Genomic DNA, 12,381 nt, shown 5'->3' on the forward strand with positions numbered 1-12,381 from the left:
AGGAGTCGTCCTCCCGCCCCGAGGACGCGCCCGACGGCGGCGAGTTCATCGAGGCGGCCGACCGCGAACTCCGGGAGACCTACGAGGAGCCAAAGAGCCTCGCCGACTTCGTGGACGAGGCCTTCGAGAACCCGACCGTCGCGGCCCACGCCAGCAAGTACCTACTGGAAGCCATCGAGTCGATGGGCACTCGGACCGTCGTCGAGGAGGGCGACGAGACGGAGCGATACGTCTTCTTCGACGACCCGCACAACGACGGCGAACACGCCATCTTGGGCAACACGGAGGTCCTGAACGCCTTCGTGGACGACCTGCGCTCCATCGCGGCCGAGCGCGGCAAGGCCGAGAAGATAATCTGGTTCGACGGGCCGACCGCGACCGGCAAGTCCGAACTGAAGCGGTGTCTCGTCAACGGCCTCCGGGAGTTCTCGAAGACCGAGGAGGGACGGCGCTACACCGTCGAGTGGAACATCGCCAGCGCGAGCGAGGCCAGGAGCCTGAGCTACGGCGACGAGCGCGCGGTCGCCGACGAGGAGAACTGGTTCCCGAGTCCGGTCCAGACCAACCCCCTGACCGTGTTCCCCGAGGAGGTCCGCGAGGACATCCTTGAGCGAATCAACGAGGGAGTCGCGGACCACATCGACCTCAAAGTCGATAGCGCGCTCGACCCCTTCAGCCGCGAGGCGTACGACTACCTCGAAGAGCAGTACCGCCGGACCGGCGAGGAGAATCTGTTCTCGGCCATCACCGACCCGAACCATCTCCGAGTGAAAAACTACGTCGTGGACATCGGAACGGGCATCGGCGTCCTCCACTCTGAGGACTCCGGACCGCCCAAGGAGCGACTCGTCGGGTCGTGGATGCGCGGCATGCTACAGGAGTTGGACTCCCGCGGTCGCAAGAACCCCCAAGCGTTCAGCTACGACGGGGTTCTCTCGCAGGGCAACGGCCTGCTGACCATCGTGGAGGACGCCGCCCAGCACGCCGACTTGCTCCAGAAGTTGCTCAACGTCCCCGACGAGAAGACCGTCAAGCTGGACAAGGGCATCCAGATGGACATCGACACGCAACTCCTCATCATTTCAAACCCCGACTTGGAAGCCCAACTCAATCAGCACGCCGAGGCGGGAGGTGCAGACCCCCTGAAGGCGCTCAAGCGCAGACTCGACCGGCGGCGCTTCAAGTATCTCACGAACCTGAGTCTGGAGGCCGAACTCATCCGCCGGGAACTCACGAACGAAACCGACGTGTGGAAGGCCGAGAGCTACGACGAACTCGAAACCCTGATTCGGGAACCGCTCGCGGTGCAGGTGCGAAACGACGACCACGGGGCGGGCGTCGGCGAGCGCGAACTCGCGCCCCACGCCGTCGAGGCCGCCGCGCTCTACAGCGTCGTCACCAGACTCGACGGCGAGGACGTGCCCGCGGGTCTCGATTTGGTGGATAAGGCGAAACTGTTTGACAGGGGCTACCTGCTCGACGGCGACGACCGACTCGACGTGGACGACTTCGAGTTCAGCGACGACCCGAGCGACGGCGAGCAGGGCATTCCCGTCACCTACACCCGCGACGTTATCGCGGACCTGCTCAACGACGAGAGCGAGCGCGCTCACGCCGAGTACCCCGTCGAGGCGGTCATCATGCCCCGCGACATCCTGAACGCGATGGCCGAGGGACTGACGGGCGCGCCCGTCTTCTCGACGGCCGAGCGCACCGAGTACGAGAACCGACTCGTCCCGGTGAAAAACCACATCTTCCAGAAGCAGGAGGACGACGTGTTAGACGCCATCATGGCCGACAAGCGCGTGGACGAGGAGACAGTCGAAGAGTACATCGAACATGTCTACGCGTGGGCGACCGACGAGCGCGTCGAGAACGACCGCGGCGAGCGCGTGGAACCCGACCCGCTGAAGATGAAGGTGTTCGAGACCGACCACCTCGGTCGGTTCTCGCCCGAGAGCTACGGCGGCGACCACGCGCCCTCTCCGGCAGTCGAGGAGTTCCGGCGCAACAAGGTCATCACGGCGCTGAACCGCCACGCGTGGGAGAACCGCGACGAGGGGTTCGAGGTGGGCGACATCGACCCCAAAGAGATTCCCATCATCAAGACGGTGCTGGCGAACTACGACTGGGACGACGTGCGCCGGGTGTACGAGGACTTCGACCCGAACCAGTGGGCCGACCCGCCCGGAAACACAGAGACGGCCGCGGTGAAAGCAGAGACCATCGACAATCTCGTCGAGATGTTCGGCTACAGCGAGGCGTCGGCCGAACTGACCAGCCAACACGTCATGAGTCAGGTGAGCTACAAATGGGACTGAGAGAGGACTTAGAACGGTACCGAGAGGTCGGCGAGGCCAAGCGAGAGGACCTCGCAGACTTCATCCAGTACGGCGACCTTGGACAGAGCCTGCCCGACGAGATAAACATCCCCATCAAAATCGTGGACCTGCCGGAGTTCGCCTACGACCAGCGCGACGAGGGCGGTCTCGGGCAGGGCGACCCCGACGTGGGCGACCCGGTGGGCGAGCCACAGCCCCAACCCGGAGACGGCGACGAGGAAGGCGACCCCGGCGACGAGAGCGGCGACCACGACTACTACGAGATGGACCCCGAGGAGTTCGCCGAGGAGTTGGACGACGAGTTGGGTCTCGATTTGGAACCGAAAGGCAAGGAAGTCATCGAGGAGAAGGAGGGCGACTTCACCGACATGACTCGGACCGGTCCCGACTCCACCTTGGACTTCGAGCGGATGTTCAAGGAGGGCCTGAAGCGCAAGCTGGCGATGGACTTCGACCCGGACTTCCTCGAAGAAGTGCTGAAAATCGACGGTTGGGGACCGGACAAGACGTTCTCGTGGGCGCGCGAGAACGCCATCAACGTCTCGAAACACTGGCTCGAAGAGACCTACCGCAAGATTCCCGACGACGAGAAGACCACCTACGACTCTATCGAGGAGGTCGAAGAGACGGTTACGCGCCGGAGTACCGCCCAGAAAATAAAGGAGGAAGGCGTCCGTCACGTCCCCTTCCGGAAGGAAGACGAGCGCTACCGCTACCCCGAAATCATCGAGGAGCGCGAGAAGAACGTCGTCGTCGTCAACATCCGGGACGTGTCCGGGTCGATGCGCGAAAAGAAGCGCGAGTTGGTCGAGCGCACGTTCACGCCGCTGGACTGGTACCTGACCGGCAAGTACGACAACGCCGAGTTCGTCTACATCGCCCACGACGCCGAGGCGTGGGAGGTCGAGCGCGACGAGTTCTTCGGCATCCGGTCGGGCGGCGGCACGAAGATTTCCTCGGCGTACGAACTCGCGGCGGCGATTCTCGACGAGCGCTACCCGTGGACCGACTGGAACCGCTACGTGTTCGCGGCCGGGGATAGCGAGAACTCCCGGAACGACACCAGCGAGAACGTCGTGCCGCTGATGGAGGAGATTCCCGCGAACCTCCACGCCTACGTCGAGACCCAACCCGACGGAAAGGCCATCAACGCGACTCACGCCGAGGAAGTCGCGGACCACTTCGGCGACTCCTCGGAAGTCGCGGTCAGTTTCGTCAACAGCCCCGAGGACGTGACCGACGCCATCTACGAAATCCTCAGCACGGAGGCCGAATCATGAAAAAGCGACCCCGAACCAAGAAGGCGGCCGAACCGCTACAGGAACCGGCCAAGGAGGCCAGAAATCTGGCTCACAAGCTCGGACTCGACCCCTACGACGTGAACTACTGGGTGGTCGATTACGACGAGATGAACGAACTCATCGCGTACAACGGGTTCCAAGAGCGCTACCCCCACTGGCGCTGGGGCATGCAGTACGACCGCCAGCAAAAGCAGGGCCAGTACACGGGCGGGAAGGCCTTCGAAATCGTCATCAACGACGACCCCTCCCACGCCTTCCTACAGGAATCGAACGCCGTCGCCGACCAGAAGGCAGTCATCACCCACGTCGAGGCCCACGCCGACTTCTTCGCCAAGAACCGCTGGTACCGGATGTTCGCAGACGAGTTGGACGCCGCGGCGATGCTCGAACGCCACGCCCGGCGCATCGAGGAGTACATGTCCGACCCGGAAATCGAGCGTGAGGCCGTCGAGCGATGGATAGACAGCGTGCTGTGTCTCGAAGACAACATCGACCAACACGAACCGTTCAAGCGACAGTTCGAGCGCGCGGACGACGAGGACGACGTTCCTGACGACGAGTTGGCCGAGAAGTTGGACGAGATGGACCTCTCCGACGAGGTGAAACGCCAAGTCTTCGACGAGGAGTGGATAGACGAGCAGGCCGACGCGGCCGACTTAGACGACCCCGAGATGGACGTGTTGGCGTTCCTCCGGGACCACGGCAAGGCCTACGACGCCGAATCCGGGAAGGCCGAGGAGATGGCCGAGTGGCAGAAAGAAATTCTGGAGATGCTTCGGGCCGAATCGTACTACTTCGCGGCCCAGAAGCTCACGAAGGTGATGAACGAGGGGTGGGCCGCCTACTGGGAGTCGGTGATGATGGGCGAGGAGGCGTTCGCGGGCGACGACGAGTTCCTGCTGTACGCCGACCATCAAGCGCGCGTCCTCAATTCGCCGGGGCTGAACCCCTACCAACTCGGCAAGGAACTCTGGGAGTACATCGAGAACACCGAGAACCGCCGGGCGGTCTGTCGAAAGCTTCTCCGGACCGAGGGCGTGACGTGGCGCAACTTCCACGATACCGTGGACTTCGAGCAAGTGCAGGACCTGCTCGCGCCCGACCCGCGAATTGACGGCATCGACCCCGAGAATCTGGACGAGCTGGACGCCCTCGCGCCCGAGAAAGTGGACGAGGAGGCGCTGGAACGCACGAAAAAAGGGGAGATAGATGTCGAGCGATACCCGTGGAAGCTGTTGACCTACGAGGGACTGGCCGAGCGCCACTTCTCGCTGTGCAAGCGACAGAACCGCGGGTTCGTCCGGTCGGTCTCCCAGCAGGACTTGGAGCAGTTCGCGCGCTACATCGTGGACGACGCGCGCTACGACTCCGTCGAGGACGCCCTCGCGGATGTTGAGTACACCACCGGGTGGGACAAGATGCGCGAGGTCCGCGCGAGCAACAACGACGTGACGTTCCTCGACAGCTTCCTGACACAGGAGTTTGTCACAGACAACCAGTATTTCACCTACGAGTTCAGTCAGACCACCGGCGACTACCGGGTCGCCAGCACGGACTACGAGGACGTGAAAAAGAAGTTGATGCTCCAGTTCACCAACTTCAACAAGCCGACTATCGGGGTGTACGACGGCAACTACGACAACCGCAACGAGTTGCTACTGGGCCACCACTACAACGGCGTGATGCTCGACATCGAGCAGGCCAAGCGGACCCTCGAACGCGCGTTCGACCTCTGGGGTCGCCCAGTGAACCTCAAGACCATCGTCAAGGAGGTGGACGACCGCGACGCCGAAATCGCACGGCGACGCGACAGAGAGCCGGAACCGGAGGAGGTCGGCAAACTCCTGCGCTACGACGGCGACCAGTTCACGATGGAGGACCTGCCGTGGAGCGAAGTCGAGGACATCGCGGCGACGGAAGTGGACTACGACACCAAACCCGAGGAATGGTTGGCGTAGCGAGGACGGCCCATCGTCGCCTCAAACGCCGGGCGTCCGCGGGGACCGCGCTCAGAGCGGGACGTAGGGTCGTCCGCTGGACGTACTCGGCGGGTCGAGCGGAATCGTGATTTTCGTCGCTCGCGTCAGTATCGTGACCGATGCGTCCTCGCTGAGGGGAAGGCCGTGTCGAGACCCTTCGATTGCGTCCACATCGACAGTGAGTTTGGCCTGCTCGGTGCCCTGAAGCACGTCGTCGCCGTTTCCACGGACCGTCTCGACGGCGAACGCGCTCTCGTTGGCCGTCCCGTCACCGGCGTAGGACAGATACGCTACCCGTTCGTCGCTCCGATAGACGAGCGTCGCGTCCGTCAGGTCTATCGCGCCCGACCCCGAACTCGGCGCGACCGTCAGGTTCGCCGTCCAGAGTTTCGACGCGCCCAAGAAGTCCGCGGTGCCGGTTTCCCCGCCGAACGAGGATGCACCGAAGAAGACTTGATCGTCGGGGGAGACGATTTCGTCCGACGGGTAACTCAGTTCCACGTCTTCGTCTGCGGTCGTCTCGATAGTCACGGGCGGTGTGACCGTCGCAACCACTTCGTCGTTGGTCAGGTCCTCGAACCGAATCTGGTCTCCGTTCACTCTCGAAATTCGGTACGTCGCGGAAGCGGGAGCGGTGTACAGCGGCGAGTTGTTTCCGCCGATGACCAGCTTTTGGTCAGGCCCCGTAACCTCAAGTCGGACCTTCTCTCCCTCGGGAATCCGGAGCCGAGAGTCGTAGTCTTTGACGGGTCGGTCCTCGTACCCCTCGTCGATGACGATGTAGTTTCGATTCCCCATGCCCGGAACCCGACCCACCTTCGACGTGACTTGGAGTCGGTTCACGACGCTATCGACCGACTCCTGTCCGGTCTGTTCGGATTTCGTCTGTAAGAATCCCGCCGTGTTCACGAGGACGCCGCTGGCCATCGCCGCGACCAGTACCATCGCTATGAAGACGATGAGTGTCCCGATACCGACCTGTCCTCTGTGCCACCGACGACGCTTCCCAACCATGCTACTCCGAGCGTATACAACCCAGATAGTTTATACTACCGGTCATCGGATATGATGACCGAGACTCGACGCTCGGCGACGAACTCCCGAGCGCCCCCGACGCCTCACGAGAGCGTCGAGGGGACCTCGATTTCGTTCTTGATGACGGCGCGCCGCGAGGCGTCCAGTTGCGCGGTCACGTCGTCGGGAATCGCCGGGCCGATGTCGGTCCCGTAGGTCGCTCGGACCCCGCCTTCCAGTAGGCCGAGCGCGTTGACCGTCCCGACGCGGAACCGGAACTTCCGGTCCACGAGGCTGGCTATCGACCGGAAGACGGCCTTATCGACGTGCTTGACCATACTGGCCAAAATTACGTCGCTGTACTCGGGGACGCTGAGCGACTGGTCGTTGTCCACCCCGATGGCGAACCGCCCGGCGTCTTGGGCCGCGCGGAACACCCCGATTCCGGTCCCGCCCGCGGCGTGGTAGACGATATCGACGCCGTCGGCATACATCTCGCCAGCCAGTCGCTCGCCCGCGTCAGGGTCCGCGAACGAGTCGGCGTAGGCCGACCTGACCTCGATGGCCTCGCTGGCGCGGGCCACGCCCGCCCGGAATCCGGCCTCGAACTTCCGGATGAGGGGCACGTCTACGCCGCCGACGAACCCGACCGCGAGGTCGTCGGTCGTCGCTCCGGTCCCGGCGCTGAACTCCCGCTGGGTCACGAGTCCCGCGAGGTGGCCGACCTGAAACGACCCCTGATGCTCCTCGAAGACGTAACTGGCCACGTTCGGCAGGAGCGCCCCGCTCTCGTCCGTGGCGGTTCCGTCCACGAGCAGGAACTGCTGGTCGGGGAACGCCATCGCATTCGAGGCGATGCCGCTCGCCTGCGCGAACCCGATGCCACAGACGAGGTCGGTCTCCGGGGACTGCGCCGCCGCGAACTCCCGCTGGAGCGTCGGAATCTCCTCGGCGGAGGATGGTTCGGCGTTCTCGAAGTTGATTCCGAACCGGTCGCGGGCCTTCTTCGCTCCCGCGTGAGCCATGTCGTTGAACGAGTTGTCGCCGAGACCGCCGAGCGCGTAGACCATCCCGACGCGGGCGTCGGTGTTCTGCGGGCGCTCGGTCGTCGTTCGCCGGGTCGTCTCGGTCGCTGTGCCGGTCGTCGGGTCGGCGTCGCCCGCCGCGGAGTCCGAGTCGTCGCCGCCGAAACAGCCAGCGAGCGTCGCCGTTCCGAGCGCGCTGGCCGCGCCGCCGAGGAGTCGCCGCCGCGAGACCGACGACGGTCGGGTCCCGTCACCGCTCATTCCGGACTCACCCGCCCGTCGGTCGTCTCGGTGTCGCCCGCGAACTCGAAGTCGTTTCGCTCGTCGTCGCCGAACTCGAACTGTTCGAGCAGGTCGCTCAGACTCTCGGCGCGGTCCGCGAGGTCCTCGACGCTCCCCGAAACCTCGTTCAGCGAGGCGGTCTGTTGCTGGGCCGCCGCCGAGACGGTCTCGGCCTGCGCCGTCGTCTCCTCGCTCACGCTCGACACGTCTTCGACGGTCGTGACGACCTCTTGGACCGACTCGGCCTGACGCTCGGTCGCTCGGCTAATCTCGTGGATGCTCTCGTTGGTCTCGGACACGTCCTCGACGAGACCTTCGAGCGCGTCGAGGGCCGCCTCGACGGTCTCGGTCCCGTGGGAGACGCTGGTCCGGGTCTCGTCCATCTCCTCGACGGTGGTCTCGGTCCGGTCGCGGACCCGGTCGATGGAGTTCCGAATCTCGTCGGTCGCCTCTTGGGTCTGCTCGGCGAGGTTCTTGACCTCCTCGGCGACGACCGCGAATCCCTGCCCGGCCTCGCCCGCGCGGGCCGCCTCGATGGAGGCGTTGAGCGCGAGGACGTGGGTCTGCTCGGCGATGTCGGTCACGAAGCCGACGACTTCCTCGATGTCCGTCACCTCCTCGTGGAGGCGCTCAACCGATTCGGCCGTCCGCTCGGTCCGGGACTCGATGTCGGCGAGTTCGTCTATCGCATCCTCGGCGGCCTGCTGGCCCTCTTGGCCCTCCTCGGTGGCTTTCTCGACGCGCTGGGCGACCGTTTCCGTCGAGGAAGCGACCTCCTCGACGGTTGCCGAGAGGTCGCTCATCTCCTCGCTGGCCCGCTGGAGGTCGCGGTTCTGCTCGACCGCGCCGTCAGAAATCTCTTGGACGGACTCGCTGACTTCCTGACTGGCGCGCTCGACTTCTGTGAGGCTGTCGGTCGCCTGTCCGCTCTCGCCCGCGACCGCCCGACTGAACGACCGGACCTCCAGCATCGTATCGGTCAGGTCGTCCATCATGCGGTTGTACGCCGCGGCGATGCGCGCCATCGCCTCGCTCTCGGCGTCGGTGTCCATCCGCCGCGAGAGATCGCCGTCGGCGGCGTCCTGCATGACTTCGCCGTAGCTGTCGGCCCGCCGTTCGAGGTGAGAGTTGATCGTTTCGGCGCGTTCCTTGGCCTCTTGGGCCTCCGTCCGCTCGCGTTCGGCGACCGACTGGGCCTCTCGGGCCTCTTCGCGCGCGGACTCGGCCGCCCGAATCTTCTCGGCCAGCGAGTCGCGCATGCTGGCGAACGCCTCGTAGAGTTGGCCGAGTTCGTCGATGCGGCCGCTCCGGAGTTCGGTGTCAAGGTCGCCGCCCTCTATCTCCTCGGCCTTCGAGGTGAGTTCCTTGAGCGTCGCGGTGGTCCGGCGCTCGAAGACGACCGAGACCAACCCGAGCGCGAGGAGCGCGGCCAGAATCGTCGTCAACAGACTCGTTCCGACTCGGTCGCGCATCGCAAACGCGCTCGATTTCGGCGCGTAGGAGACGACGACCCAGTTCGCACCCGAGACCGACTTGTGGTTCGCCACGAACTCCGGAGTGGTCACGAGTCCGTCCTCGGCGCTCTCGGACCCGACGACGGCGTCACCGGAGAGCGCGCCCGTCAACTGGGCGTCGCTCGTGCCGAACACCTCCTCGCCGTCGAGGTTGTAGACGACCGTCTCGCCGTCCTTGACCGGCTGGTGAAGCCCGTTGACCTGCGCGGAGATATTCGCTGTCAGGACGACCGCGCGCTCGGCCTTGTCCGGGACGGGACTGACGAACGCGACCACGCGGCCCTCGTTTCCCGCCGCGTCGTAGGGCCGGTTCGAGACGAACACGTCGCTCGGTCGCCGGAGGTCCGCCGAGCGGTCCTCGTTCGCCCACGGCACGCCGCTCTCCCGGAGGTTCGTGCCCGCGGCGTCCTCGTTCGAACTGACCTCGACGCTCCACGAAGTGGTGTTGACGAAGTGGACTGCTCGAACGTCGTCAGGGAGCGTTGACTCTTGGGCGTCGAGGTAGTAGCCCACCCCGCGCTGGTTGTAGGTACGGAACGCTTGGGCCTGCGAAAGCGTCCGGGTGAGCGTCCGCTTGCTCCGGACCCACTCGCCGAGACCGTTCGCTTGCAGGTCGGCCGTCGAACTGACGCGGTTTTTCACGTCGTTCTCCAGCGCATCCTGCGTGGAGACGTAGCTGTACGCGCCGACGCTACTCGTCACGAGCATCACGATGAGAACGACGCCGAAGAACTTCGCGGCGAACGTCCGCCTGAGGACGTTCGGTATCGCGCCCGTCGGGAGACGATTCCCCAACCGCGAGAGGAGTCCCCTCGGCGGGTCCGCTGACGAGCCAGACGATTCTCTAGACATATTCCTCAGAGAACCCGTGCCTACCTTAATAACTCCGCCCAAAATCATATTTGATACTCGAATATATATCTCTCAATCCCAATAGGGTAAAAATATAAATTCGGGAGAGTTTCGATTACGCTTTTCTCAGAGAAACGGGCGGTCGGACCGACTCTGTCCGACGGTTCCGCTCACGACCGCGTTTCAGGTCGGGACGTAAAATTCCCGAGCAGGCGGTCGCCGAACGCCATTACGAGGAGCGCGCCGACCACGTTGAAGACGAGGTCAAGCACCGTTTCCGCGGTGCTGTAGTGGACGAGAATCGGTTCGACGCCGAGGCGACGACTGACCATGTGGATGGCGTACTCCAGCAGTTCCCAGACGAGACCGGCGAGGACGATGGCCGCGAGGACGCGCGGTTCGGGGTCGCGGTCGCGGCGGCGCGCGGCGGCGTGGACGACGCCGCCCAGAAGCGTCGCCGAGAGCGTGTGCGTGAGATGGTCCCACCACCACGTCTCGTCGTACGGCCCGAGCATCCCGACGGCGTGGGCAAGCATGGCGACCCCGGCGTAAACGCGTTGCCACGGGCGAAAATCCACGTCCCATCCGCGCTCGATGGCGTTCGGGAGGTACGTCGCCGCGAACGCGAAGACCGCGTTGACGACCGCTCCCGGATTCCGCTGGCGGACCCCCTCGCCGAAGACGGCGACGATGCCGTACCTGATGGCGCGCTCGACCACCCGACAGACCGCGGTCCGCGTTCTGTGACGCATGCGTGTTCCCGCACGTACGGACCGAAGGCACGAAATACTGTTCGTCGGCGCGGTCGCACCCAACGTCCGCAAAATGCGCGCTCTACCTCACCACGCGTACTCCTCGCGCGGGTCCACGTCGTCGCGTTCGCTGTCGTAGATGCGCTCGCCCTCCACGAACACCTGTCGGGCGTCCGAATCGAGGTCGAACATCGGGCCGTCCCAGACCACGAGGTCGGCGTCGGTGCCCGCTCGGAGCGTTCCCACGCGGTCCTCGATGCCCAGAATCTCCGCCGGATTCCGCGTGACGGTCCGGAGCGCAACGTCTTCGGGCAGGCCCTCGCGCACCGCGAGACCGACGCACACGTCCAGATGCTCCTGCGGGAGAATCGGCGCGTCGGTCTGGATGGCGACTTTCACGCCCGCCTCGTGGAGGATGCCCGGCGTCTCGAAGGTGATGTTCCGGAGTTCGTACTTGCTGGCCGACGAGATGGTCGGTCCGACCACCGCCGGAACGTCGCGCTCGACGAACTCCTCGGCGAGGACGTGGCCCTCCGTCGCGTGCTCGATGGACAGTTTCTCGATGCCGAACTCGTCGGCGATTCGGAACACCGTGGCGATGTCGTCGGCGCGGTGGGCGTGGACGCGCAGGGGGAGTTCGCCCTCCACGACGCGGCCCAGATTCTCCATCCCGAGGTCGCGCTCGAACTGCTGGTCGTTCTCGCGGGCGAGTTCGCGGTTCTCCAGATAGTCTTCGGCCTCCATCAGCGCCTGTCGGAGCGTCGCCGCGACGCCGGGCCGCGTGGAGGGCTGGCGGTCCTTCTCGTCGCCGTGGAACCGCTTGGGGTTCTCGCCGAAAGCGGCCTTCATTCCGTCCTCGCGGATGAACATCCGGTCGGCCACGTCGCCGTAGGTCTTCATCGAGCAGATGATGCCGCCGACGACGTTCGCGCTCCCCATCCGGGCCGAGACTGTGGTCACGCCGCCCTGAAAGGCGTGTTTCAGTTCGTCGTCGCGCGGGTGGAAGCCGTCGAGCGCGTTGACGTGGGGCGTCACGGGGTCCGAAACCTCGTTGAAGTCGCCGTCCTCAGGTTCGCCCCACTCGGCCATCCCGGCGTGGCTGTGGGCGTCCACCAGCCCCGGCGTGACGTGTTGGCCCGCCGCGTCGAACACCTCGGCGTCGTCCGGGAGTTCGACCTCCTCGTCCGGGCCGACCGCCGCGATTTCGCCGTCTTCGAGGAGTACCGTGCCGCCGTCGATAGTGCCGCGCTCGGACACCGTGTGAATCGTACCATTGACGATTGCTCGCATATCACGAAAGTTCGAAAGCGGGCGTATGAG

The 12,381-nt window shown here is 64.8% G+C and carries 8 protein-coding genes; 3 read left to right on the forward strand and 5 right to left on the reverse strand.

Features of this window, described 5'->3' with window-relative positions:
* Positions 1 to 47: 47 nt before the first annotated feature.
* Genes EP007_RS01640 through EP007_RS01650 form a run of 3 tightly spaced genes read left to right on the forward strand, consistent with a single transcriptional unit; the run spans position 48 to position 5,601 of the window.
* The gene (locus tag EP007_RS01640) at positions 48 to 2,321 is read left to right on the forward strand and encodes a PrkA family serine protein kinase (protein WP_243700466.1); all 2,274 of its coding nucleotides are present in this window, start codon (positions 48 to 50) and stop codon (positions 2,319 to 2,321) included.
* On the forward strand, positions 2,312 to 3,622 hold the full coding sequence (locus EP007_RS01645) for a YeaH/YhbH family protein (protein WP_128475990.1): 1,311 nt from the start codon (positions 2,312 to 2,314) through the stop codon (positions 3,620 to 3,622). The genes EP007_RS01640 and EP007_RS01645 overlap by 10 nt, the downstream gene beginning before the upstream one ends.
* Positions 3,619 to 5,601: a SpoVR family protein gene (locus EP007_RS01650; protein ID WP_128475991.1), complete on the forward strand. Its 1,983-nt coding sequence runs from the start codon at positions 3,619 to 3,621 to the stop codon at positions 5,599 to 5,601. The genes EP007_RS01645 and EP007_RS01650 overlap by 4 nt, the downstream gene beginning before the upstream one ends.
* A 51-nt stretch (positions 5,602 to 5,652) precedes the next feature.
* On the opposite strand, the gene EP007_RS18225 is transcribed toward EP007_RS01650, so the two are convergent.
* From EP007_RS18225 to EP007_RS01675, 5 genes are all read right to left on the reverse strand, one after another.
* Complete coding sequence (locus tag EP007_RS18225) at positions 5,653 to 6,636, reverse strand: archaellin/type IV pilin N-terminal domain-containing protein (RefSeq protein ID WP_128475992.1); 984 nt, start codon at positions 6,634 to 6,636, stop codon at positions 5,653 to 5,655.
* Between the two features lie 104 nt (positions 6,637 to 6,740).
* Positions 6,741 to 7,922 carry a BMP family lipoprotein gene (locus EP007_RS01660; RefSeq protein ID WP_128475993.1) on the reverse strand — a complete coding sequence of 394 codons (1,182 nt, stop codon included), beginning with the start codon at positions 7,920 to 7,922 and terminating at the stop codon, positions 6,741 to 6,743.
* Complete coding sequence (locus EP007_RS01665) at positions 7,919 to 10,309, reverse strand: methyl-accepting chemotaxis protein (RefSeq protein ID WP_166035402.1); 2,391 nt, start codon at positions 10,307 to 10,309, stop codon at positions 7,919 to 7,921. Before EP007_RS01665 ends, EP007_RS01660 begins: the two co-directional genes overlap by 4 nt.
* A 170-nt stretch (positions 10,310 to 10,479) precedes the next feature.
* Positions 10,480 to 11,061 carry a hypothetical protein gene (locus EP007_RS01670; RefSeq protein WP_128475995.1) on the reverse strand — a complete coding sequence of 194 codons (582 nt, stop codon included), beginning with the start codon at positions 11,059 to 11,061 and terminating at the stop codon, positions 10,480 to 10,482.
* A gap of 87 nt (positions 11,062 to 11,148) precedes the next feature.
* Complete coding sequence (locus EP007_RS01675) at positions 11,149 to 12,351, reverse strand: amidohydrolase (protein WP_128475996.1); 1,203 nt, start codon at positions 12,349 to 12,351, stop codon at positions 11,149 to 11,151.
* Positions 12,352 to 12,381: the final 30 nt, after the last annotated feature.

The organism is Halorussus pelagicus (assembly GCF_004087835.1).
Lineage (GTDB): Archaea > Halobacteriota > Halobacteria > Halobacteriales > Haladaptataceae > Halorussus > Halorussus pelagicus.

Coding starts and splice junctions, on each gene's coding strand:
- EP007_RS01650 (WP_128475991.1), top strand. CDS start 3,619: ATGAAAAAGCGACCCCGAACCAAGAAGGCGGCCGAACCGCTACAGGAA.
- EP007_RS18225 (WP_128475992.1), bottom strand. CDS start 6,636: ATGGTTGGGAAGCGTCGTCGGTGGCACAGAGGACAGGTCGGTATCGGG.
- EP007_RS01660 (WP_128475993.1), bottom strand. CDS start 7,922: ATGAGCGGTGACGGGACCCGACCGTCGTCGGTCTCGCGGCGGCGACTC.
- EP007_RS01675 (WP_128475996.1), bottom strand. CDS start 12,351: ATGCGAGCAATCGTCAATGGTACGATTCACACGGTGTCCGAGCGCGGC.
- EP007_RS01670 (WP_128475995.1), bottom strand. CDS start 11,061: ATGCGTCACAGAACGCGGACCGCGGTCTGTCGGGTGGTCGAGCGCGCC.
- EP007_RS01645 (WP_128475990.1), top strand. CDS start 2,312: ATGGGACTGAGAGAGGACTTAGAACGGTACCGAGAGGTCGGCGAGGCC.
- EP007_RS01665 (WP_166035402.1), bottom strand. CDS start 10,309: ATGTCTAGAGAATCGTCTGGCTCGTCAGCGGACCCGCCGAGGGGACTC.